This is a genomic window from Pseudomonas sp. E1MeOHC2, assembly GCF_058745025.1.
Genome location: NZ_CP196675.1, coordinates 2,229,354 through 2,253,189, shown reverse-complemented (window position 1 = coordinate 2,253,189; position 23,836 = coordinate 2,229,354). Strand labels below are relative to the sequence as shown.

Sequence of the window (23,836 nt, the reverse complement as noted above, 5' to 3'; positions counted from 1 at the left end):
CCCGGCCGTCAGGCCGACACCGCCTTTTTGCCAGCCAGCCCCGCCTTGCCCAGAAGCCGCTTCATCCGCCATTCAAAGCCAAAGGTCAGTGCCACTGCCGCACAGGCCAGCCCCAACGCCAGCCCCCACCAGATCCCGACCGCACCGCCACCCAGGGTGAAGGCGAACAGCCAGGCGCTGGGTGCGCCCACCAACCAATAACAGCAAAGCCCGATCAGGAAGGTGGTCTTGGCATCCTTCAACCCGCGGATCGAACCCATGGCGATGGTTTGCATGCCGTCGAACAATTCGAACCACGCTGCCACCATCACCAGCTGTACGGCCAACAGATAGATGGCCGCGAACGCGGGGTCGTTGCGGTCGATGAACAGACCCACCAGCGCATCCGGCAACAGCCAGAACAGCGCCGCGAAGGCGAACATGATCATCCCCCCGAAACCGATCCCCACCCGGCCTGCGCTGCGGGCGGCGAGCAGGTTGCCGCCGCCGTAGTACAAGCCCACGCGCATGGTCACGGCATAGGACAGCCCGGTGGGCACCATGAATGCCGTGGAAACAATCTGCAGCGCGATCTGGTGCGCCGCCAGTTCGGTACTGCCGAGCACGCCCATGCACAGCGCAGCAAAGGCGAACAGGCCGACCTCCACCATGTACGTGCCGCCAATCGGCAGGCCCAACCGCCACAGCTCGCGCAACGCCGGCAGCGAAGGGCGTGACAGGCCCTTGCGCAGCGGGTAAGGGGCATAGGCCGAATGCCAGCGAATGTACAGGGCCAGGGCAATGGCCATGCCCAGCGACACCACTGCGGTGACCAGGCCGATACCCATCAGGCCCAGCTTGGGTAGGCCGAACATGCCTTCGATCAGCGCGACGTTGAGCAGGTAGTTGAGCACTGTGCCAATCACGCTGATGACCATCACCGGCGTCGAGCGGCCCAGGGCGCTGGTGAAGCCGCGCAAGGCCATGAAGGTCAGGTAGCTGGGCAGGGCCAGCGGCAGCAGGGTGAGGAACTCGGCTGCAGAGGCGACGTTCTCGGGTTGCTGGCCGAACATCAACAACACCGGTTGCAGGTTCCACAACACCAGCGCCGCCACCAGCGCCAGGCCCCAGGCCAGCCACAAGCCGCTCTGCGCCAGGCGGGTGACGCCTTCGATGTCATTGGCACCCTTGCGGATTGCCACCAGCGTGCCGACTGCGGCGATCACGCCCAGGCAGAAAATCGACACGAACGAGTAGGTTGCAGCGCCCAGGCCACCGCCCGCCAAGGCCTGCGGGCTGATACGGGCCATCATCAGGGTGTCGGTCAGCACCATCAGCATGTGCGCCAACTGCGAGGCGATCAGCGGCCCGGCCAGGCGCAGCAAGGCCTTGAGTTCGGTGGTGGGCGCTACATGCATGAGCGGGGTCCTTTTTCCTGTTTCCGTGAGCGGAGAACGATTCTGGGGCTTTGGTCAACTTTGCACAAAAGGATAAAAACGATCATTGGCATGAGTTTGACTCATGTGTTTATGCTGTCATCGAACCGTTCCCCAGCCCGCATGGCAGGTGCCCAATGTCTCGTCAGCTCCCCCCGTTGTATGCCTTGCGCGCATTCGAAGCTGCTGCGCGACTAAGCTCGTTCACCCGTGCCGGCGAAGAGCTTTCGATTACCCAGAGTGCCGTCAGCCGCCATATTCGCACCCTTGAACAACACTTTGCCTGCCGCCTGTTCGTGCGCAGCGGCCGCAGCCTGCAACTGACCGAAGCGGCAAGGGTGTTGCTGCCGGGTGTGCGCGAAGGTTTCACCGCGCTGGAACGGGCCTGCGACACCTTGCGCGGCGAAGATGACATCCTGCGCATGAAAGCGCCCTCTACCCTGACCATGCGCTGGTTGCTGGCGCGCCTGAGCCGCTTTCGTCACCTGCAGCCGGGTAACGAAGTGCAGCTGACCAGCGCCTGGATGGACGTTGACCATGTCGATTTCAACCAGGAGCCCTTCGATTGCGCGGTGTTGCTCAGCGATGGTGTGTTCCCGGCGCATTGGGAGGTGCGTCGGTTGTTTCCTGAACTGCTGATCCCGGTGGGCGCGCCGGACCTGCTCGATGAAGCACCCTGGGACGAACGCCGGCTGGCGTGCATCGAACTGCTGCACCCGACGGTGGACAAGCGCGACTGGCGGGAATGGCTGGAACGCATGGGGCTTAGCGACAAGGTATCGCTCAAGGGCGGCCAGGTGTTCGATACCCTGGAGTTGGGCATGATTGCGGCAGCGCGTGGCTACGGGATATCGATGGGTGACTTGCTGATGGTCGCCGAGGATGTGGCACAAGGGCGTTTGAGCCTGCCATGGCCGACCGCAGTGCCCAGCGGCATGGACTACTACCTGGTGTGGCCGCGCACCCGGCCGGGGGGCGAGCGGTTGCGGCGCTTGAGTGCGTTTTTGCACGATGAGGTGGCGGCAATGGACCTGCCGGATGTGCAGATCCTGCCGGCGATTGGGCCGCAGCGCGACCCAATGCGCCCCTGAGCCTTACATCGACCCCAGGTTCAACGCCTGTGCACACGCCTGCAGCGAACGGCGCTCGCTCTGTGCATACAAGGCCAGTTCATCCTGCACCTTCAGCTGCAGCGCGGCCTCGAAGGCTTCACGGTTGGCGTTGCTGCCGTATTCCGCCTGCGCATCATCACCCAGGTTGGACTGGAAGATCCCCGCCGCGCTCACCGGCAGGAAGTCTTCGTACACCAATGCCTCGAAGTGCACATGCCCGGCGTCGATCAGCCCTTGCAGGGTGGTCGGGCGGTCGCTGTGATCGCGTGCGGCCAGGCCTTTTTCGGTGGCGAAGTAACGGAAGTAGGCCAGGCCCTGCTCACGCATCTGCGCCAGGTCGTCGGGGAACTCGGCAAACTGCGCTTTGAGCAAGCTCATGTAGCGTTCGGCATTGGCCTCCGCCGGGGCGCCACCGAGGGCTGCGCGGGTTGCATCGAGCAGTTTGTCGTACAGCTGGCGGCCCTTCGGCGTCAGCGCTGCACCGCGCTGTTCGATCTCGCCAAAGCGCGCGGTGTGGCTGCCCTCGCTGCCTTGCTGGCCGCTGAAGGCGACTTTCTCTTGCAGCGCCTTGAAGCTGGTCTGGCGCAGCAGGATCGGGTGACGACGCGTGGGCGGGCCTTCGACCACGGCCTTTGGCGGGATGCCCTTGGCCGGCATGCCGACCTGGATGGCGTCGATGTCCAGGGTGCGTGGGGTCAGGTGGTTGATGTGCGGGCCTTTGAAGGCCACCACGTCGGCGATCAAACGGTGTTGGTCGTGCAGTTGCTGGTACTGCTCGGCGGTTACCGTGGCGTCGTGGTGCCAGCGGAAGGTGTGCAGCGCTTCCTGTACGAAGGCCTCGGCATCGGCCGCGCTCAAGCCACCGTCCCGCTCGCACTGGGCGATCAGTTCAAGCACGCGCGGGGTGAAGATCTTGCGTTTGGCCAGGATGCTCTGTGCCAGTTCACGCAACTGCGGGTTGTCGATCAGTTCCAGGCGCAACAGCGAGGTGAATACCCGGAACGGGCTGACATGCAGGGATTGTTCGTGCACGGCGCGGAAGGCGGTGGAATGCACCGGTACGCCCGCCGAGCTGAGGTCGTAGTAGCCGACGGGCTCCATGCCCATCACTGCGAACAGTTTGGCGATGGTGGCCAATTCTTCGGCGGTGCCGACGCGGATGGCGCCGTGGCGTTCCTGGTCCAGGCGCTCGATCTCGCCGGTCCAGCGTAGCGCTTCGGCCACTTCTGGTTGCTGGGTCATCACCTGCTGGTTGATTTCGCTCACCAGCTCCAGCAGCGTGCCATATAGCGGCACTTCCTGTTTGTACATGAGCGACATGGCGGCAGAGAACTGCGCGCGGATGCTGTCTGGGCTGACGAAATCGTGGGCGGGCATCGCTAGCTTCCTGGTTGGGTTCGGACGCTTACATGAAAGCTGGGAATGCACATGGCTCACAAGCGAAAAAAAGTGAGTGTGTCATTCCTTTTTTGATCGACCTTAGGGCCATGGGCCGCAAAGCGGCCCCAGCACTCTCAAGCCTGCAACTGCTCGCGAATCCACTCCACCAACGCCCGCACCTTCGGCACCTCCGCCGCATGCTCGGCATACGCCAGGTAATGCGCCCCGGTACTCTTCATCGCGTGGTTCCAGGCAATGACCAAGCTCCCGTCATTCAGCTCCTTGGCCACCAGGTAGCGCGGCACCAGCGCCACACCACACCCGGCCTGCGCCGCGCTCAAGGCCATGTAGAAGGTATCGAAACGCGGCCCATGGTAGGCGCTGACACTCTGCAGCCCCAGCTCAAGGAACCACTCATGCCACGCCTCAGGCCGCGACGTGCTCTGCAACAGCACCAGCTCGGCCAGCTCACCGGCATCGGCCAGCGTCCGCCCGGCCAACAGCTCCGGTGCGCAGACCGGCACCACCTCTTCGTGGAACAGCTCCACGCAGGTCGCCCCCGGCCAGGTGCCCTGCCCATAGAAGAACACCACGTCCGCCGAGCCTTGCAGCAAGGCGAATGGCTCCATCTCGTTGCGGATGTCCAGGTGGATATTGGTGTGGCGCTTGCCAAACCCTTTGAGGTGAGGAATCAACCAGCGCACGCCAAAACTCGGTTGAGTGGCTACCTTGAGTATCTCGGTCTGCTCGCCATAGGTCAGTACGTAGCGGCTGGACATGTCCACCTGGGTGAGGATCTTGTTGACCTCGGCCAGGTACAGGCTGCCCGCTGGCGTCAGCTGCAGGCGGCGGCGAATGCGCAGGAACAGGTGGTGGCGCAGCATGTCTTCGAGTTGCGCCACTTGCTTGCTGACGGCGCTCTGGGTCAGGTGCAGCTCTTCGGCGGCACGGGTGAAACTTAAATGACGGGCTGCGGCTTCAAAGCACTGCAGGGCGGTCATGGAGGGCACCAGGCGTTTGGACATAGCGGTCTCTGTGGCTCAAATCATTACCTGACGGAATGATATGCGGAATAAAGGTCGTTTGTTGCACCGGTGTGATCGGATTAATACTGATCCACATCATTTTTCCACCCCATCACCGATGTAGGAGATGCACAAATGGTTGCTGGATTGCTCGAGCGCCTTGGCGTTGCCGCCGAGGCTTACACCCAGGGCGACTACCCTGTTCACACGCCGATCGACGGCAGCCAGATCGCCTCGGTGAAATTGCTCGGCAAGGCCGAGACCATCGCCCGCATCGATCAGGCCCAGAGCGCCTTCGAAGCCTGGCGCAGCGTGCCGGCTCCGCGCCGTGGCGAGCTGGTCCGTCTGTTCGGCGAAGTGCTGCGTGAGCACAAGGCCGACCTCGGCGAGCTGGTTTCGATCGAAGCCGGCAAGATTACCCAGGAAGGCCTGGGCGAAGTGCAGGAAATGATCGACATCTGCGACTTCGCCGTCGGCCTGTCGCGTCAGCTGTACGGCCTGACCATCGCCTCCGAGCGCCCTGGCCACCACATGCGTGAATCCTGGCACCCGCTGGGCGTGGTTGGCGTGATCAGCGCCTTCAACTTCCCGGTTGCCGTCTGGGCCTGGAACACCGCCCTGGCCCTGGTGGCCGGTAACTCGGTGGTGTGGAAGCCGTCGGAAAAAACCCCACTGACCGCCCTGGCTTGCCAGGCGCTGTTCGAAAAAGCCCTGAAAGCCTTTGGCGATGCGCCGGCTGGCCTGGCGCAGCTGGTCATCGGTGGCCGTGAAGCGGGCGAAGCGATGGTCGATGACCCGCGTGTGCCGCTGGTCAGCGCCACGGGCAGCACCCGCATGGGCCGTGAAGTCGGCCCACGTGTCGCTGCCCGCTTTGGCCGCAGCATCCTGGAACTGGGCGGCAACAACGCCATGATCCTGGCCCCGAGCGCGGACCTGGACCTGGCTGTGCGTGGCATCCTGTTCTCGGCCGTCGGCACGGCTGGCCAGCGCTGCACCACCCTGCGTCGCCTGATCGTGCACCGCTCGATCAAGGACGAAGTGGTTGCCCGCGTGAAAGCTGCCTACGCCAAGGTGCGTATCGGTGACCCACGCAAAGACAACCTGGTTGGCCCGCTGATCGACAAGCTGTCGTTCGACGCCATGCAGGGCTCGCTGGCCAAAGCCCGCGACGAAGGTGGCCAGGTGTTTGGCGGTGAGCGTCAGCTGGCTGACCAGTACCCGAATGCCTACTACGTATCCCCAGCCATTGCCGAGATGCCGGCCCAAAGCGACGTGGTTCGCCACGAAACCTTCGCGCCGATCCTCTACGTGCTGGCCTACGACGACTTCGAAGAGGCCCTGCGCCTGAACAACGAAGTGCCACAAGGCCTGTCCTCGTGCATCTTCACCACCGACATCCGTGAAGCCGAGCGCTTCCAGAGCGCCTCGGGCAGCGACTGCGGCATCGCCAACGTCAACATCGGCACCAGCGGCGCCGAGATCGGCGGGGCGTTTGGCGGCGAGAAGGAAACCGGCGGTGGCCGTGAGTCCGGCTCGGATGCCTGGAAAGGCTACATGCGTCGCCAGACCAACACCGTCAACTACTCGCGCGAGCTGCCGCTGGCGCAGGGTATCGTGTTCGACTGATGCTGCATGGCCGGGGGCTTCGCCCCCGGTTCGCGGGGCAAGCCCGCTCCCACAGGTTCCCCGCAATCGGCAGTTTAGCGAGGTACTTGTGGGAGCGGGCTTGCCCCGCGAATGGGCCGAAAAGCGGCCCCAACACACCAGATGCACCCGCAATAAGAACAACACTGCTGGAGCCGGCCATGTCCGAACTGCGTCAACAATGCTTGTGGGAATTCGTCAGCAAACCGACCGTCGCCTCCCAGGCCCTGGCCGGTGAGCACAAGGCCGATGTCTGTGTGATCGGCGGCGGCATCACCGGCCTGTCCGCAGCGATCCACCTGCTCGAACAGGGCAAGTCGGTGATCTTGCTGGAAGCCTGGAAGATCGGCCACGGTGGCTCCGGACGTAACGTCGGCCTGGTCAATGCCGGCACCTGGATCCGCCCCGACGACGTTGAGGCGACCCTCGGCCAGAAGCAGGGCAGCCGCCTGAACAAGGTGCTTGGCGAGGCGCCGGGCGAGGTCTTCGCCATGATCGAGCGCCTGGGCATCGACTGCCAGGCCCAGCACAAAGGCACGCTGCACATGGCGCACAACGCCACTGGCATCGCCGACCTTGAAGCACGTCATGAACAGTGGAGCCGCCGTGGCGCTGACGTAGAGCTGCTGACCGGCGCCCAGTGCCAGGAATACTGTGGTACCGACAAGATTTCCGCTGCGCTGCTCGACCGCCGCGCCGGCACCATCAACCCCATGGGATACACCCAAGGTCTGGCCGCTGCGGTCTCGCGCCTGGGTGGCAAAGTGTTCCAGCAGTCCTCGGTCGAGGGCCTGGAGCGCGAGGGCGATGGCTGGCGCGTGAAGACAGCACGCGGCTCGGTGCGCGCCGACAAGGTGGTGATCTCCACCGGCGCCTACACCGAAGGCGACTGGAGCAACCTGCAGAAGCAGTTCTTCCGCGGTTACTACTACCAGGTCGCCTCCAAACCGCTACACGGCGCCGCCGCCGACAAGGTGCTGCCGCATGGCCAGGGCTCCTGGGACACCCGCACGGTGCTCAGCAGCATCCGCCGCGACGACCAGGGCCGCCTGCTGCTGGGCAGCCTGGGCCGGGTCGACAACAAGCCGGCCTGGTTCGTGCGCAGCTGGGCTGACCGTATTCAGAGCCATTACTACCCCGAGCTGGGCAAGGTCGAGTGGGAGATGCACTGGACGGGCTGCATCGACTTCACCCCCGATCACCTGATGCGCCTGTTCGAGCCGGCGCCGGGGCTGGTGGCGGTGACCGGTTACAACGGCCGCGGCAATACCACCGGAACCGTGATCGGGCGAGCCTTTGCCGAGTTCTTGCTCAAGGGTGAAGCGGACAGCCTGCCGATTCCGTTCTCGCCGATGACCGGGGTGAGCGCGCCGTCGCTGCGTACGGCGTTCTACGAGTCCGGGTTCTCGCTGTACCACGCTGGGCAGTGCTTGAGGGTGGTGTTGTAATGACTGGCCCCTTCGCGGGCAAGCCCGCTCCCACAGGGTTTTCACAGCCTTCAGCAACTGTGGATTACCTGTGGGAGCGGGCTTGCCCGCGAAGAGGCCGGTGCATGTTTACTTGTGCAACCAACTGAGGAAGCCGCCTTTCTTGATCAGGGTCGGCTTCTGCAGCAACAACGATTCCCGGCTCTGCCGCCGGAACCGCTGCAACTTGCTCAATGCCGTCTGCACCTCGCCGCGCTGCACCAGGCAGCTTTTCACCTGTTCCTTGTCGATGCGGTAAAGCACGCAGCTGGTCAGCGTGCGGAACTCGGCAAAAGCATCGTCCTCGTCAATGATGCCCTCGATCCCCAGCACCTCCCCTGGCCCCATGCGCCCGGCCTCCAGCAGCTTGTCGCCATCGCGAACTGACGCCGAAACCACCCCGCTGCCAATCACCAGCAAGTGATCCGAACGCTCGCCCACCCCCAGGATCACCTGGTCGGCCAGGTATTCCACGGCCGTCATGCGCTGGCTTAGCGCATCGCGCTCTTCATCGCTCAGCGAGCGGAACACCCGCACTTCGTCCAACACTTCGCGCTGGCGGCTGCGCGGTGGCATGGCCAGGTCGACGTTCCACATCACGCCACTGGCCTCAAGGTGCCGATGGGCCAGGTCGAACAGCTGATTGCGTGCGTCGCCCTTGCCGCCCATGTCGGCAACGAAGCCGCTGGCCTCGTATTCCACCGACTCCAGGGTCGAGGCCTTCACCGTGACTTTCGGTTTGGGCGAGGCGAGTATCGCGCGCGTGCCCTGCAGGGCCTTTTCCAGTGCATCGAACACCCGCTTGGGGCGCACTTTGGCCGGCACCACCACGCTGATCGACACCCCATGCACGTCAGGCGGGCGGCTGTGGTTGAGCAGCTTGGCCTTGGCCGCCACCGAGTTGGGGATTACCGCCAGGCTGCCTGCGCTGGTCAGCAGGCGGGTGGCGCGCCAGTCGATGTCCAGCACCTTGCCTTCCGTGCCATCGATGGAGATCGCATCACCGATCTGATAAGGCCGCGTCGTGTTCAGCACGATGCCGCTGAACACGTCGGCCAAGGTGCTTTGCAATGCCAGGCCGATGACGATGGCCATGACCCCGGAGGTGGCCAGCAGCCCCTTCACCGGCAGTTGCATTACGTAGCCCGCAGCGGCCACCACAGCCGCCAGGAAAATCAGCGCCCCCAGCACATCCTGCAGTAACCGGCCGCCGTGGCTGCCGCGGGCCACCAGCAGTTGCCCGAACACCACGGTCACCGTGCGCGCACCGAACAGCCACCAGCCAATCGTCAGCACTGTTGCCATCAGGTTGCGCGACACGTCGTCGGGCCACGGCGGCGGTTGCAGCGGGCTCATGCCGGCGGCCAGCAGCACCCAGCTGAACAGCAGGAAGATCGTCAGCCGCGCGCCGATACGCCAGGCCCGGCGCTGAATGGGGATAAGTTGCCAGAGAACCAGGTCGAGCAGGATCAGTGAAGTGCCGAGCAACAACGGGGACGACTGGATGAAGGCCAGCATGGTGGTCTCGGGGTGGGGGAGGGCTTCGGGTAGTAATAGAGCAGGTTGCTCAGGCAGGCAATGGGGCTAGCAAATCGTTTGCCACTCCATCGTTCACAAAACAGAACGGTAAAGCCAAAAACCGCTATCTACCGCTCCAAAGGTGATGGTTTTAATCTTCTCCCATCAACGCGAAACACCCCACTGACTGAACATCAAAACCCTTTAGGAGCAACGACCATGGCCCCATTCAAATACAACCGCCTGAACAAAGACGACGCTGCCGTGCTGCTGGTCGACCACCAGGCTGGCCTGCTGTCGCTGGTACGCGATATCGAGCCGGACGCCTTCAAGAACAACGTGCTGGCCCTGGCCGACCTGGCCAAGTTCTTCAACCTGCCGACCATCCTCACCACCAGCTTCGAGCAAGGCCCCAACGGCCCGCTGGTGCCGGAATTGAAAGCCCTGTTCCCGGATGCCCCGTACATCGCCCGCCCAGGCCAGATCAACGCCTGGGACAACGAAGATTTCGTGAAGGCCGTGAAGGCCACTGGCAAGAAACAGCTGATCATCGCCGGTGTGGTCACCGAGGTCTGCGTTGCCTTCCCGGCGCTGGCGGCCCTGGAAGAAGAATTCGAGGTGTTCGTGGTGACCGACGCTTCTGGCACCTTCAACGCGATGACCCGCGACGCTGCCCATGACCGCATGAGCCGTGCCGGTGCGCAGCTGATGACCTGGTTCGGCGTGGCCTGTGAGCTGCACCGCGACTGGCGCAACGACATCGAAGGCCTGGCGGCGCTGTGCTCCAACCACATCCCGGACTACCGCAACCTGATGACCAGCTACAACGCGTTCAACGCCGGCAAGTAACCCGCCGCGCACCGGGCACCGGCAGTCGGTGCCCGGTAAGGGCAGCACACTCATTCAATCTTCCGCCCGTTCGCTGTTGCACAGTGGATGCGGGCCAGCTCATCCCAAGGAACGCCGATGAACACCGCATCCCAAGACAACCGCAACGTGGTCACCCTGGTCATCCAGCACAAGGTTCGCGCCGAGTCGCTGGCAGGCTACGAAGCGTGGCTCAAGCACACAGTCAGCGCCGCGCGCCGTCAACCCGGCCACCTCGACGTCAACGTGATCCGCCCGGAAGACGGCGGCCGCCACTTCACCACCGTGGTGCGTTTCAGCGACGCCGGCCTGCTGCAGGCCTGGGTCAACTCCACCGAGCGCCAGACGCTGGTCAGCCAGGTGCTGCCACTGCTGGAGGAGGGTGACAACACCCAGGTGCACGACGACCCGGAATTCTGGTTCACCCCGCCGAGCACCACCGCGGCACCACCGCCGGGCTGGAAGCAGGCATTGCTGACTTACTTGGTGATCTGCCCGATGACTCTGGTCATCCCGCAATTGCTGGCACCGTTGTTCGCGCGTTTCCCGCAGTTGGGCGGGGCGATCACCGGCAACCTGATCGGCAACCTGTTTGTCATCCTGCCCGTGGTGTTCTACATCATGCCGTGGGTAACCCGCCGCTGCGCCAACTGGCTGCGTGGCTGATCCAGCCTCTTCCCCATAGACTTTCAAGGAGATACCGACATGAGCACTTTCGTAACCCGCGACGGCACTTCGATCTATTTCAAGGACTGGGGCAGCGGCAAGCCCGTGCTGTTCAGCCACGGTTGGCCGCTGGATGCCGACATGTGGGATGCGCAGATGGAGTTTCTGGCCAGTCGTGGCTACCGCGCCATCGCCTTCGACCGCCGTGGCTTCGGCCGGTCGAGCCAGCCGTGGAGCGGTTATGACTACGACACCTTTGCCGATGATATCGCCCAGTTGATCGAGCATCTCGATCTGCGTGAGGTGACCTTGGTGGGCTTCTCCATGGGCGGCGGCGATGTCAGCCGTTATATCGCGCGCCATGGCAACGAGCGGGTAGCCGGGCTTGTGTTGCTGGGTGCGGTGACGCCGGTGTTCGGCAAGCGGGATGACAACCCCGAGGGGGTCGATGCAGCTGTGTTCGAGGGTATTCAGGCGGGGCTGCGTGCCGACCGGGCGCAGTTCATCGCCGATTTCGCCACGCCGTTCTACGGGTTGAACCAAGGGCAGCAGGTGTCCCAGGGGGTGCAGACGCAGACCCTGACCATCGCGCTGCTGGCCTCGATCAAGGGCACGCTGGATTGCGTCACTGCGTTCTCCCAGACCGACTTCCGCCCGGACATGGCCAAGATCGAGGTGCCGACCTTGGTGATCCACGGTGACGCGGACCAGATCGTGCCGTTCGAGACCACGGGCAAGAAGGCCGCCGAGTTGATTCGTGGGGCCGAGCTGAAAGTGTATGAAGGTGCGCCGCATGGGTTTGCTGTGACGCATGCGCAGCAGCTGAATGAAGACCTGTTGGCGTTCTTGGGCCGATGAAAAGCGGGGGTCGGCCGAGGCTGCACAAAAGCTGATCAAGGCTAACCTTCACCCACCCACCGCACATCCATCCAATCCTCAGCCCTGCACGCACCGGCATGCTCCGCAGTTGCGCCTGCCGCTGCCGCACCCAGACGGAGAAGACCATGTCCCAGGACCCCAACGACAAGAGCCGTCGCCAGTTCCTCGCCACCAGCACCGTGCTCGGTGCCGCCGGCGCGCTCTGGTCCGCATTGCCCTTCGCCGGCACCGCCGGTTCCGCCCATGCATCCACCCAAGGAGGCCCCATGACCGCCGACCTCATTCTGTTCAACGGCAAACTGCACACCGTCGACCGTGAGAAGCCCACGGCCACCGCCGTCGCCATCAAGGACGGCCGCTTCATAGCCGTTGGCAGCGACGCCGAAGCCATGGCCCACAAAAGCGCCGCCACGCAGATCATTGACCTCAAGCAGCGCACCGTCATCCCAGGCCTGAACGACTCCCACCTGCATCTGATCCGCGGTGGCCTGAACTACAACCTGGAGCTGCGCTGGGAAGGCGTGCCGTCGGTGGCCGATGCCCTGCGCATGCTCAAGGACCAGGCCGCCCGTACCCCAACCCCGCAGTGGGTGCGTGTGGTCGGTGGCTGGAACGAATTCCAGTTCGCTGAAAAGCGCATGCCGACCCTGGAGGAAATCAACCAGGCCGCGCCTGATACCCCGGTGTTCCTGCTGCACCTGTACGACCGCGCGTTGCTCAACCGCGCCGCGCTCAAAGCCGTCGGTTACACCAAGGACACGCCGAACCCGCCCGGGGGCGAGATCCAGCGCAACAAGTTCGGCGAGCCGACCGGTATGCTTATCGCCCGCCCTAACGCGATGATCCTTTACGCCACCCTGGCCAAAGGGCCGAAGCTGCCGCTGGAATACCAGGTCAACTCGACCCGCCAGTTCATGCGCGAGCTCAACCGCCTGGGCCTGACCAGCGCCATCGATGCCGGCGGTGGCTACCAGAACTTCCCCGACGATTACTCGGTGATCCAGGAGCTGGCAGACAACAACCAGCTGACCGTGCGCATCGCCTACAACCTGTTCACTCAGAAGCCCAAGGAAGAGCTGGACGACTTCAAGAAGTGGACCTCCAGCGTCAAGCTGCACAGCGGCACCGATTTCCTGCGCCATAACGGCGCTGGCGAGATGCTGGTGTTCTCCGCTGCCGACTTCGAGGACTTCCTGGAGCCGCGCCCGGACCTGCCGCAAACCATGGAAGAAGAGCTGGAGCCGGTGGTGCGCCACCTCGTCGAGCAGCGCTGGCCGTTCCGCTTGCACGCCACCTATAACGAATCCATCACGCGCATGCTCGATGTGTTCGAGAAGGTCAATCGCGACATCCCGTTCAATGGCCTGCCGTGGTTTTTCGACCACGCCGAAACCATCACCCCGCAAAACATCGAGCGCGTGCGTGCCCTGGGCGGCGGTATCGCGATCCAGGACCGCATGGCCTTCCAGGGTGAATACTTCGTCGATCGCTACGGCGCCAAGGCGGCCGAACAGACCCCGCCGATCAAGCGCATGCTCGACATGGGTGTGCCTGTCGGGGCCGGTACCGACGCGACCCGCGTCTCTAGCTACAACCCGTGGACTTCGCTGTATTGGCTGGTCAGCGGCAAGACCGTCGGGGGGATGGAACTGTACCCCGAGGGCCTGAGCCGCGACACCGCGCTGCAGTTGTTCACCCAAGGCAGCGCCTGGTTCTCTAGCGAGCAGGGCAAGAAGGGCCAGATCAAGGTTGGCCAGTTGGCGGACCTGGCGGCGTTGTCGCTGGACTTCTTCAGTGTCGATGAAGACGCGATCAAGGGCATCGAGTCGGTGCTGACCGTTGTCGACGGCAAGGTCGTGTATGCCGCCGGCGAGTTCGACAAACTCGGCCCGCCTCAGGTGCCGGTCCTGCCGGAGTGGTCGCCAGTGGCCAAGGTGCCTGGGCACTGGCGTGTGGGTACGCCATCGCTGGCTGCAGCGGTGCACCAGTGCAGCGGGCCGTGTGGGGTGCATGCGCACAGCCATGAGAAGGCGCGGCATTCCAGCGTGCCGGTAAACGACTTCCAAGGGTTCTGGGGGGCGTTGGGTTGCTCGTGCTTTGCGTTTTAAGCTGATGTGAAGAAAGGGGCCTGCAGCGGCCCCTTTTTTGCGCCGCCAGCACGGTATTTGAGCGCAGCGGGTGATCGGCTTGTTTCAAAAGTTGGGGGGGCTCCGGGGTGGATGATCCGGGACTGTGAGGGAAGGATAGGGCCCGTACTAACAGCAACTGATTCAGGCCATGTCGCTGATAGCGAACGCCTCGGCCAGGTGATCGATCAGCGACCGCACCGACGGCAACAACCCGCGTCGTGACGGGAAGATGGCATGGACGATGCCGCAACGCGGGTGCCACTCCGGTAGCAGCTCCACCAACCTACCCTCGGCTAAATCCTCGCGCACCGCGACCCGTGGTAAATGCGCGATGCCCACCCCAGCCACCACGAAATGCCGCAGGGCAAACAGGTCATCGGTGACCATGCGTGGCTTGTGCGGAATCACGATGCTACGGCTCATGTCCTCGCCTTGGAAAAGCTCCCACTGGTACTCACGCTGGGCACTGCCCCAGTGCACGCTGGGCAGCGTACCGAGCAGCTGCGGGTCGAAGCCTTTGGGCAGTTGCTGCAGATACTGCGGATGCCCCACCAGGCACTGGGTGCTGTTGCTCAGCACTTTCATCACCATGTCGGTGTTTTCCAGTGGCGGAAAGCGCACGCGCAGCGCCAAGTCGAAGCCCTCATGCAGCAGATCGACGCGGCGGTTGGTGCTTTCGATGAACAGCTCCACCTGCGGGTACTTGAGCATGTAGCGGGTCAGCATCGGCCCGACCCAGGCGTTGAGCAGGGTGGTCGGGCAACTGATGCGCACCAGGCCGCGAGGCTCGCTGCGGTTGCGTTCGATGATCTCCGCCGCGCCCTCGGCCTCTACGCGCATGGCCAGGCAACGGTTGTAGTAGGCCTGGCCGATTTCGGTCAGCGAGCAGTGCCGGCTGGTGCGGTGCAGCAGGCGCACGCCCAGGCGGTCCTCAAGGTCGGCGACGCGCCGGCTGAGCTTCGACTTGGGCATGTCCAGCGCCCGCCCGGCCGGGGCGAAGCCACCGTGCTCCACGACTTGGGTGAAGTAGTAGAGGGAGTTGAGGTCTTCCAATGATCGTTCTCCAGGTGGAACGCTAAGGGCAGTTTTCGCAGTCTACCGCAGCAAAGGTGATGATTTTAATCTGTGCTCATCAACGCGAAACACCCCAAATTACTGAAAAATTCATAAACCTTAGGAGCACAGACCATGAGCAAATTCACCTACAACCGCCTGAACAAAGACGATGCCGCTGTGCTGCTGGTTGACCACCAGGCTGGCTTGCTGTCCCTGGTGCGCGACATCGAACCGGATAAGTTCAAGAACAACGTGCTGGCCCTGGCTGACCTTGCCAAGTTCTTCAACTTGCCGACGATCCTTACCACCAGCTTCGAGCAAGGCCCCAACGGTCCGTTGGTACCCGAGTTGAAAGCGCTGTTCCCGGACGCGCCCTACATCGCCCGCCCAGGCCAGATCAACGCCTGGGACAACGAAGATTTCGTCAAGGCGGTGAAGGCGACTGGCAAGAAGCAGCTGATCATCGCTGGTGTGGTCACCGAGGTGTGCGTGGCGTTCCCGGCGCTGGCGGCCCTGGAAGAAGAGTTCGAGGTGTTCGTGGTGACCGATGCTTGCGGCACCTTCAACGCGATGACCCGCGATGCCGCTCATGACCGCATGAGCCAGGCCGGTGCGCAATTGATGACCTGGTTCGGCGTGGCCTGTGAGCTGCACCGCGACTGGCGCAACGATGTTGAAGGGCTGGCGGCGCTGTGCTCCAACCACATTCCGGATTATCGGAACTTGATGACCAGCTATAACGCGCTGACTGCTGGTAAGTAATACGAAGTAACTTGAAGGATGGCTTCCGCAAAGTGGCCATCGGTGACTTGATCCAGAAGTGTTGCTAGTGCTTCACCTGAGCGCGAAACCAGCTGCCATTCAGCGGCAATAGCTGGCGTAGGAACTCCGTCGATGGCTGGATCATCAACGTCGGGTGAGACCTCCACACCCTGGCTTGAGGGTGTGTATATGAATATCAAGCATGATTACAGGGCCACTGGTGACAGTGGCCCTTTTCTTTGCTCGACAGCAAACAGTATCGCTTGTAGAGCAGCTTCCCATGACGATGCTTGTTCAGTGCCTTTGCATCGCACTGCATGAAATTCCACAACATCTTGCCGTTGTCTGCTATCAGAGCCGCTGAAGCGGTAGCGACCAAGTGAGCCTATGGAGAAGGGTTTCTGCGGGCTATCAGACGAGGGGGGACCCTTTGTGTAGGGTGTTTCCTCAATTGAGGTGGGCAGTCCTCGGCGTTTCGAGGCCCAAAAAAGAGGGCCTAAGCCCTCCTGTTGTTTCCACGTACCTGCCTCAATCCGCATCCGAATCAAACAGCCGCTCCAACTCCACCCGCGCTTCCTTGGCCGTCTGCATCACCTTGGCCCGGTCATCGCGCACCTGCCCCTGGGCCTCCAGCACTTCTTCGTCATGCTGGGTAAACCGCGCAATACGGTCCGCCGCCTGTGCGTCACTCAGCCCCAACCCCACCAGCGCACGGCGGGTCAGTTCCAGGCTTGAGTAAAACGTCTCGCGAATCGGCTCGGCACCCACGTCCACCAGCTTGTGCACATGCTGGCGGTTACGTGCCCGGGCCAGCACTTTCAGGTGCGGGTACAGGCGCTTGACCCGCTCCGCCGTGCGGGTGGTGACCTCGGGGTCGTCGGTGGTGATCACGAAATACTCCGCTTCGCCCACCTTGGCCGCATGCAGCACTTCAGGGCGCAGCGGGTCGCCGTAGAACACCGGGGCCTGCTCGAACATGCGGGTCATCTCGATGGCGTCCACCGAGGTTTCCAGGGCGATGAAGGGGATCTTCTGGGCACGCAGGATGCGCGACACGATCTGCCCCATGCGGCCCATGCCAACGATTACCACGCGCGGTGCATCGGTCTGGATCTGTTTGTATTGCTCAGGCACTTCACGCTGCGGTTGCGGGCGCTTGAGGGCGCGGGCGCAGCCGAGCATCAGCAGGGGCGTAAGGGCCATCGACAGGGTAATGGTCATCATCAGCAGGTCGTAGGTCTGGGTATCGAACAGGCCCTGGTCCTTGCCCAGCTTGAACACCACGAAGGCGAATTCGCCGCCCGCTGCCAGCACCATCCCCAGGCGCAGGGCGCTGGCGCTGTTGAGGCCACCGGCCAATCGGCCGACCACGATCAGCAAGGTCAGCTTGACCGCGATCAGCAGCAGGGTCAGGCCCAACAACACCAGCGGCATTTCCAGCAGCAGGCTCAGGTTGGCGCCCATGCCGACACTGATGAAGAACAGCCCCAGCAGCAGCCCTTTGAACGGTTCGATCTGCGATTCCATCTCGTGGCGGTACTCCGAGTCGGCCAGCAACAGGCCGGCCAGGAATGCCCCCAAGGCCATGGAGATGCCGGCCTCTTCCATCAGCCAGGCAGTGCCGATCACCACCAGCAGTGCGGTAGCGGTGGACACCTCTGGCAGGCCGGTGCGGGCGACGATGCGAAATACCGGGCGCAGCAGGTAACGGCCACCGACGATGACCACGGCGATGCTGGCGAACACCTTCAGTGCGTGTTCGAGGCTGTCACCGTGGCTGGTATCGGGGCCGCTGGCGGCTAGCAGGGGGACCAGGGCAATCAGCGGAATGGCGGCGATGTCCTGGAACAACAGAATGGCGAACGCCAGGCGACCGTGCGGTGCGTTGAGCTGCTTGCTTTCGGCCAGGCTCTGCAGGCCGAGGGCGGTGGATGACAGCGCCAGGCCGAGCCCCAGCACCAAGGCTGCAGGCAACGACTGGGCAAAGCCGAACAGGGCGATGGCGCCGATCACCGCGCCGGTCAGCAATACCTGCGCCGCGCCCACGCCGAATACCGATTTGCGCATCAGCCACAGACGCTTGGGTGACAGCTCCAGGCCGATGATGAACAGCAGCAGGACAACGCCAAGCTCAGAAATGTGCGCAACGCTTTCGGTGTCGCGGATCAGCCCCAGCGCCTGCGGGCCGATGGCCACGCCGGCCAGCAGGTAGCCGATCACCGCGCCCAGTTGCAGGCGCTTGGCCAGGGGGACGGCAACGACCGCGGCGAGCAGGAAGATCACCGCGGTTTGTAGAAGGCTGCCTTCGTGTGGCATTGGCTCGTACTCCATGAACTGCCGGGGCAGCGTTTAACTGTGTGGAGGACAATTTTGGGCACTGCGGGTCTGTCAGACAATCCGGCTTTGAGGAGAAACATTGTCCCGCGCAGCGAGACAAACAGCAGGGCGCGCCGGAAACCACCGCTGATTGTGTGGGTGTTGCTCAAGCAATGGCCGAATCAACTCCCAGGCCGATACTGCAGCGCCTCGGCCAGGTGAGCCCTGGCAATCGATGCCACACCCTCCAGATCCGCCAGCGTGCGCGCCACTTTCAGCAACCGATGGGCAGCGCGTAGCGACAGGCTCAGGCGCTCGCAGGCAGTTTCCAACCACGCCTGGTCCGCTGCCTGTAGCAGGCAATGGCGGCGCAAGCCATTGAGGTCGAGAAAGGCATTTGCACACCCTTGCCGGCGTTGCTGCAGTTCACGCGCTTCGGCCACCCGCTCGGCGACTGCGGCGCTGGTCTCGCCGCTGGGTTGGTTGTTCAGGGTGGTGGTTTCACGCGCTACGGTCAGGTGCAGGTCGATGCGGTCCAGCAGCGGCCCCGACAGCTTGTTGCGATAACGCTGGATCTGCTCGGTGCTGCAGCGGCAGCGGCCGGTGGGGTCGCCCAGGTAGCCGCAAGGGCAGGGGTTCATTGCCGCCACCAGCTGAAAACGCGCGGGGAAACGCACCTTGTCCCGGGCTCTTGCGATCACGATCTCGCCGGATTCGAGCGGTTCGCGCAATACCTCCAGCACGCGCCGCTCAAATTCGGGCAATTCATCGAGAAACAGCACACCATGGTGCGCCAAGGTGATCTCGCCGGGCTGTGGCCGACTGCTGCTGTAGGCTTTCGAAATAGCTGCGAAAGAGCTACGCTAGAGCCAGTGAAAGCTGGTTGCAATCTGTTGAAATAAATGCAAAAAACTTTCTAAATAGGTGCGACTAGATTGAAAAATGATCGAATTAGCTGCGACCAGCCTAAACAGGTCCGCGCCATCAAGCCGACCCGTCGCAGCGTTTCGGGTTTTCTGCCCTTTAGAACAGCGGGTGGCGTGCCTTTTGAGTCGCTGCTTGAGCGCGATTTTCTCAAGCGCATGAGGTTCTCCCATCGAGTCGAGTCCGTTATCGCGCAGCCGGTACAAATCGAGTTCCTGGATTCGTTGGGACGTGTCCAGATCTACACCCCCGATTTCCTCGTGCATTACCGCCAACCCCGAGACTCCGACTACCAGGACTACATCAAGCCGATGCTTGTCGAGGTGAAGCCTGCTTTTGAATGGCGGAAAAATTGGCGTGCCTGGCTGGGAAAATGGAAAGCAGCGCGCCGCTATGCGCTCAGCCAGGAGTGGACCTTCAGCATTTATGATGAGTCACGTATTCGCGGCCTGCCGCTTGAAAACATCACGTTTCTGGAGAGGTTTGAACGCTTTTCTTTTGATCAAGAAGACGTTGATATGGTGCTCAACACCTTGCGGGGTATGGAGATCGCGCCGGTGCACTATCTGCTCGCACGGCATTTTAAAGGCATCTACCAGGATCGCGGTGTTGCACTGCTCTGGCATTTAATCGCTACGGGTCGGGTCGAGTGCGACATTACCGAACCGCTGGATCAGTACCTTGAGCTCTGGATGGCCAACCCATGAACATCTACGAAATCGATACCGATGAGCATTTCGTACCATTCGAACCGACGAGAGCTCGAGTTCTCGTCGAGGTCGGTGAAATGGTGCGCCGGGACAAGCAAATTTTCCGCATCGTTCAGTTGCTGGATTTCGAAAATGTCATTGGCGTGGAGGTCGAGACAGGACAGACCGCGTCACTTCGGATCTCTGAGCTCAAGCCTGTTGAGCAGGAGAAGGTTGATGGTCTATACGTCAACTATGACATCTCAACCATCGGCGTAGACGATTGGGCCGTGGCTCAGCAGCGTTTTTCGGCTATCAAACCATTGCTGGGCGATTCGGTTCATCCACGGATCAGTGTGGAGAAAAGAGCGCAGGAAATTGGGGTTGATACCGCCACACTCTATCGTTGGCTGGAGCGTTATCAGAATTGGAATGAGGTGCTTGCTCTTGTGCCGCGCAAACGGGGCTGGAAGGCGGGTAGCAGCCGGTTGACCGTCCAAGCGGACAAGCTCATCAGTGACGTCATCGAGCAGCATTACCTGACTACCCAGCGCAATTCCGTTCAATCCACCATTGCTGAGATTGAAAGGCAAGCCAAGTCGCTAGGTATTGCGCCACCTAGTGCATCTGCCATTCGAGGGCGTATCAAACGTATCCCCGAGAAGATTGTGCTGCGCAGACGCGGCTTTGCTGACAAAGCCCGCAACAAGCACACGCCATCGGTTGGCAAATTCCCAGGTGCTGATTATCCGCTAGCAGTCATTCAGATTGACCATACTCCGATCGACCTCATCATCGTCGACGATCGCCATCGCAAACCGATTGGTCGCCTCTGGCTGACCCTGGCGATCGACGTGCACTCGCGCATGATTACCGGCTACTACTTGGCGCTTGAGGAGCCATCTGAGATTTCCGTGGCAATGTGTGTGGCCCATTCCATTCTTCCCAAAGAAGACTGGCTGAACCTGCATGGCGTGCGTGAAGAGTGGCCAGTCTGGGGGTTCCCGCGCGTCATCCATTCGGACAACGGTCCCGATTTCCAGGCTGAGAACTTCCGTCGATCCTGTTCCAACTACAACATCGAAAACCAGTTCCGCCCGGTGAAACGTCCCAAATACGGTGGTCACATCGAACGACTGCTGGGTACCTTCATGCGGGAACTACACGAGTTGCCGGGTACCACCCACAGCAATGTCCCATCGCGCGAAGGGTATGATTCCGACAAGCACGCTGTGCTCACGATGAATGAATTCGAAGAGTGGTTGGTGCGCTCGATCATTCTGTACCACAACAATTTCCACTCTGCGATCTACATGAGCCCAGCCCGGAAATGGCATCTTGGATTCTTCGGGAACCGCGAGATGGAGGCACTAGTGAGCATTCCCCCGCGGCCTGCTGATCGTCTCACTGTACAGCTGGACTTCATGCCATCGTTCCGCCGCACGGTGCAGCATTACGGCGTACAGCTCGACGTATTTTACTACTCAGAAGCCTTGCGGCATTGGATCGGTGCTACGGATCCGAAAACGGGCGAAGCGCGCAAGTTTGTCTTTAGACGGGACCCTCGCGATATCAGCGTCATCTGGTTCTACGACCCCGTAATCAAGCAGTACTTCCGTGTGCCGGTGGCCAACCAAGCATTCCCAGCCGCGACTGTGTGGGAATTCCGGGCAGCAAAAAAACAAGCAGTCGATGAAGGTCGCAAGCACATCGATGAGACACTGATTGGCAGGCTGATTCTAGAGCGTCGCCAGATCGTCGCTGACGCATCGTCGAACACCAAGAAAGCCCGCCGTGACGCACAGAAGAACAAGGTGCACAGCAAAAACTCTACCCCTGCCCAGCCTGTGAAGGTACCGCCAAAGGACATTCCGTTGATCCCTGCAGATGAGGGTTTGCTGCTGGATGACGTTGATCTAATCGGTGATATTCAATGACTGACTACGCACATCTGCACGCAGATTTTAGAGCGGTGCTGCAACTGTCTGACCGTGATCGCATCCGTTTTATGGGCGAGCCCCGCTGGATTGGATATCAGTCTGCCCATCACATCTTGGATAGCCTGGAATGTCTGCTCGATGCGCCTAAGCGAGCACGGATGCCTAATCTGCTGATCGTAGGGGAACCGAACAATGGCAAAACGACGATTATTCAGCATTTCGACAAGACTCATGGCCTAGGCTATACGAACGACAACGCCGAGCCTGTCAGGCCGATCATCGTCGCTGAGGCGCCTCCTTCCGCGGAGGAAAAGGACCTCTACATTGCGATCCTGGATCAGCTGTGGATGCCGTATCGAACCACGGATTCCAAGGTGACTCTTCGTTTTCAGGTCATCCACGCATTGCGCCAACTCAATGTGCGGATGTTGATCATCGATGAGATCCACTCAATGCTTACAGGGTCTGCGACCAAGCAGCGTGAGGTGATGAATGCGATCAAGATGCTGTGTAACACGTTGGTGATCCCGATCGTTGGTGTGGGAACACCTGAGGCCGTGCAGATTCTCCATCTCGATCCTCAGCACGCCAGTCGGTTTGATGTCATTAAGCTGGATACTTGGAAGCTGAATGCCGATTTCCAGCGCCTGCTGAAAGCTTTTGAAGCAGTCCTGCCGCTCAAGAAACCATCTTCTTTGTTCAAGCCTGAGCTGGCACAACTTGTCCATTCGATCTCGGGGGGAAATACTGGCAACCTGCATGGCTTGTTGCTGGAATGCGCGAAGGAAGCCATCACTTCTGGTAAGGAATGTATCGATCGACAACTCATCGAGAGTAAGTCGTGGAAGCGTCCTACACGTGGCATCCGGGAGCGTATTGTCTAAACCAAAGATGGCCGCTCACCCCAGCATTGTTGCCCGACGAGCTTTTCTCATCCTGGTGGGTGAGAACAGCGCATGCTCATGGTTGCACCTTGGATGTTTTGACGCATGCGATCGGAGCTGGGCCAAAGCTAAGGCACCATGATCTTGATCGAGGCGTCAGCGAGCCACATATTGAGGTTCTCTCCAGGCAGGCTGGCATTTCTCCTCAAGCGTTGTCAGCCAGTACCCTTTTTGCTACAGCCCTGGGCTTGCATCCGCTGGATTGGTTACACCGGAGCAGCATCTGGCCCTGGCTGCTTGTCGCCGGCTGCCGCAAAGCGGCTCACGCAGGTGGCCTGCAGTGTTGCCCTGCTTGTATTGGCACAAGCCCGCCGCATTATCAGATCCAAGGTCGCCTAGCCTGGCATACGTGCTGCGTAACCCATCACGTCCAGCTGATTGACCGTTGCCCTAGCTGTTACGCAGCGCTCCACCCAGCTCTGCTCAAGCCCACCATCACCTTGGATCGATGTCACCGATGCCTATCCATGCTTCACGGGTCACCGTCACTTGAAGTCGACCCAGGCGCACTGGCTTTCCAAATTTACGCTGACCGGGCTTTCGGTCGGACAGCATTCTTTGGGGAAGTTGAGCTCACCTTTCGCGACTGGATGTTCGTATCGCGCGTTATGGTTTCCATGGTTCAGGGCTTCTTGCGACATCCCTCTGCCAGCACGAAAGGATTTTGCCATTCGATGGGGCTGGGGGGTGTCGAAAAGCTTCAGCGGTCGACCCTAGGGTTGCCGTTTGAGTACCTGAGCTGTGCCGAGCGCTCTGGGCTGCTCGGGGTGGTTTGGGCGATAATGCAGGCAGGGCCCCAGCAGTTTTTGCTCGCTGCAACCGAAGCATCCCTTCCGCTGTCGTCCCTGCCGTTACCAAGAAGATCGGCACCATTGATTTTGATGGTGTTGTCCACAGCCCTAACCGAGCACACGTTTCATCAATGGCCTCATCATAGAAATGAGACAGGCCTGCATGATGCAGGCAATGTGCTGCGGATCTGGGCGCGTTTGCAGAGAAGGATTCGTAGAGATGGTATCCCCTGAAATACCCCACGATGCGGGATGCCATGGTTGTGGTCGCGCAATGCCTAAGGCCAAGAAAATATACAAAGGACAGCGTTAC

The 23,836-nt window shown here is 61.6% G+C and carries 18 protein-coding genes and 1 pseudogene; 12 read left to right on the top strand and 7 right to left on the bottom strand.

The window, feature by feature from the left end; genetic code table 11:
* Positions 1–8: 8 nt before the first annotated feature.
* Positions 9–1,397: a NorM family multidrug efflux MATE transporter gene (locus ACSSU5_RS10045; protein ID WP_264311035.1), complete on the bottom strand. Its 1,389-nt coding sequence runs from the start codon at positions 1,395–1,397 to the stop codon at positions 9–11.
* A gap of 155 nt (positions 1,398–1,552) precedes the next feature.
* Between ACSSU5_RS10045 and ACSSU5_RS10040 the strand changes: the two genes are divergently transcribed.
* The gene (locus ACSSU5_RS10040; RefSeq protein ID WP_264311036.1) at positions 1,553–2,506 is read left to right on the top strand and encodes a LysR substrate-binding domain-containing protein; all 954 of its coding nucleotides are present in this window, start codon (positions 1,553–1,555) and stop codon (positions 2,504–2,506) included.
* Between the two features lie 3 nt (positions 2,507–2,509).
* Here ACSSU5_RS10040 and hglS read toward each other — a convergent pair whose 3' ends face one another.
* Both hglS and ACSSU5_RS10030 read right to left on the bottom strand, forming a co-directional pair.
* Positions 2,510–3,904 carry a 2-oxoadipate dioxygenase/decarboxylase HglS gene (gene hglS, locus ACSSU5_RS10035; protein WP_492561096.1) on the bottom strand — a complete coding sequence of 465 codons (1,395 nt, stop codon included), beginning with the start codon at positions 3,902–3,904 and terminating at the stop codon, positions 2,510–2,512.
* A 137-nt stretch (positions 3,905–4,041) separates the two neighbouring features.
* Positions 4,042–4,932: a LysR family transcriptional regulator gene (locus ACSSU5_RS10030; RefSeq protein WP_492561095.1), complete on the bottom strand. Its 891-nt coding sequence runs from the start codon at positions 4,930–4,932 to the stop codon at positions 4,042–4,044.
* Between the two features lie 135 nt (positions 4,933–5,067).
* Between ACSSU5_RS10030 and amaB the strand changes: the two genes are divergently transcribed.
* Both amaB and amaA read left to right on the top strand, forming a co-directional pair.
* Positions 5,068–6,558 carry an L-piperidine-6-carboxylate dehydrogenase gene (gene amaB, locus ACSSU5_RS10025; RefSeq protein ID WP_319026009.1) on the top strand — a complete coding sequence of 497 codons (1,491 nt, stop codon included), beginning with the start codon at positions 5,068–5,070 and terminating at the stop codon, positions 6,556–6,558.
* 179 nt (positions 6,559–6,737) lie between these two features.
* Positions 6,738–8,024: an L-pipecolate oxidase gene (amaA, locus tag ACSSU5_RS10020; protein ID WP_264311039.1), complete on the top strand. Its 1,287-nt coding sequence runs from the start codon at positions 6,738–6,740 to the stop codon at positions 8,022–8,024.
* A 108-nt stretch (positions 8,025–8,132) separates the two neighbouring features.
* Here the strand turns inward: amaA and ACSSU5_RS10015 are convergent, their stop codons facing one another.
* On the bottom strand, positions 8,133–9,560 hold the full coding sequence (locus tag ACSSU5_RS10015) for a mechanosensitive ion channel family protein (protein ID WP_264311040.1): 1,428 nt from the start codon (positions 9,558–9,560) through the stop codon (positions 8,133–8,135).
* Positions 9,561–9,779: 219 nt separating this feature from the next.
* Between ACSSU5_RS10015 and ycaC (ACSSU5_RS10010) the strand changes: the two genes are divergently transcribed.
* From ycaC (ACSSU5_RS10010) to ACSSU5_RS09995, 4 genes are all read left to right on the top strand, one after another.
* A complete protein-coding gene (ycaC, locus tag ACSSU5_RS10010) occupies positions 9,780–10,409 on the top strand; it encodes an isochorismate family cysteine hydrolase YcaC (protein ID WP_264311041.1) in 630 nt (209 codons plus the stop codon).
* 117 nt (positions 10,410–10,526) lie between these two features.
* Positions 10,527–11,093: an antibiotic biosynthesis monooxygenase gene (locus tag ACSSU5_RS10005; RefSeq protein ID WP_492561094.1), complete on the top strand. Its 567-nt coding sequence runs from the start codon at positions 10,527–10,529 to the stop codon at positions 11,091–11,093.
* 39 nt (positions 11,094–11,132) lie between these two features.
* A complete protein-coding gene (locus ACSSU5_RS10000) occupies positions 11,133–11,951 on the top strand; it encodes an alpha/beta fold hydrolase (protein ID WP_492561093.1) in 819 nt (272 codons plus the stop codon).
* 287 nt (positions 11,952–12,238) lie between these two features.
* On the top strand, positions 12,239–14,080 hold the full coding sequence (locus ACSSU5_RS09995) for an amidohydrolase (protein WP_264313998.1): 1,842 nt from the start codon (positions 12,239–12,241) through the stop codon (positions 14,078–14,080).
* Between the two features lie 162 nt (positions 14,081–14,242).
* Here the strand turns inward: ACSSU5_RS09995 and ACSSU5_RS09990 are convergent, their stop codons facing one another.
* The gene (locus ACSSU5_RS09990; RefSeq protein WP_264311044.1) at positions 14,243–15,154 is read right to left on the bottom strand and encodes a LysR substrate-binding domain-containing protein; all 912 of its coding nucleotides are present in this window, start codon (positions 15,152–15,154) and stop codon (positions 14,243–14,245) included.
* 135 nt (positions 15,155–15,289) lie between these two features.
* On the opposite strand from ACSSU5_RS09990, the gene ycaC (ACSSU5_RS09985) reads away from it, so the two are divergent.
* Positions 15,290–15,919, top strand: coding sequence for an isochorismate family cysteine hydrolase YcaC (gene ycaC, locus ACSSU5_RS09985; protein ID WP_492561092.1), 630 nt, complete (start codon positions 15,290–15,292; stop codon positions 15,917–15,919).
* A gap of 528 nt (positions 15,920–16,447) precedes the next feature.
* Here the strand turns inward: ycaC (ACSSU5_RS09985) and ACSSU5_RS09980 are convergent.
* Both ACSSU5_RS09980 and ACSSU5_RS09975 read right to left on the bottom strand, forming a co-directional pair.
* Positions 16,448–18,235, bottom strand: a complete 1,788-nt coding sequence (locus ACSSU5_RS09980) for a monovalent cation:proton antiporter-2 (CPA2) family protein (protein WP_492561091.1) — start codon at positions 18,233–18,235, stop codon at positions 16,448–16,450.
* A 182-nt stretch (positions 18,236–18,417) separates the two neighbouring features.
* Positions 18,418–19,059 (bottom strand): annotated as a pseudogene (locus ACSSU5_RS09975) (ATP-binding protein); the annotation flags it as partial.
* 258 nt (positions 19,060–19,317) lie between these two features.
* Here ACSSU5_RS09975 and ACSSU5_RS09970 point away from each other — a divergent pair.
* Genes ACSSU5_RS09970 through ACSSU5_RS09955 form a run of 4 tightly spaced genes read left to right on the top strand, consistent with a single transcriptional unit; the run spans position 19,318 to position 23,757 of the window.
* Positions 19,318–19,866 carry a TnsA endonuclease N-terminal domain-containing protein gene (locus tag ACSSU5_RS09970; RefSeq protein WP_492561311.1) on the top strand — a complete coding sequence of 183 codons (549 nt, stop codon included), beginning with the start codon at positions 19,318–19,320 and terminating at the stop codon, positions 19,864–19,866.
* Positions 19,863–21,785, top strand: coding sequence for a transposase (locus tag ACSSU5_RS09965; RefSeq protein WP_492561090.1), 1,923 nt, complete (start codon positions 19,863–19,865; stop codon positions 21,783–21,785). Before ACSSU5_RS09970 ends, ACSSU5_RS09965 begins: the two co-directional genes overlap by 4 nt.
* A complete protein-coding gene (locus ACSSU5_RS09960; protein WP_492561089.1) occupies positions 21,782–22,672 on the top strand; it encodes a TniB family NTP-binding protein in 891 nt (296 codons plus the stop codon). Before ACSSU5_RS09965 ends, ACSSU5_RS09960 begins: the two co-directional genes overlap by 4 nt.
* Positions 22,630–23,757, top strand: a complete 1,128-nt coding sequence (locus ACSSU5_RS09955; RefSeq protein WP_492561088.1) for a TniQ family protein — start codon at positions 22,630–22,632, stop codon at positions 23,755–23,757. Before ACSSU5_RS09960 ends, ACSSU5_RS09955 begins: the two co-directional genes overlap by 43 nt.
* Positions 23,758–23,836: the final 79 nt, after the last annotated feature.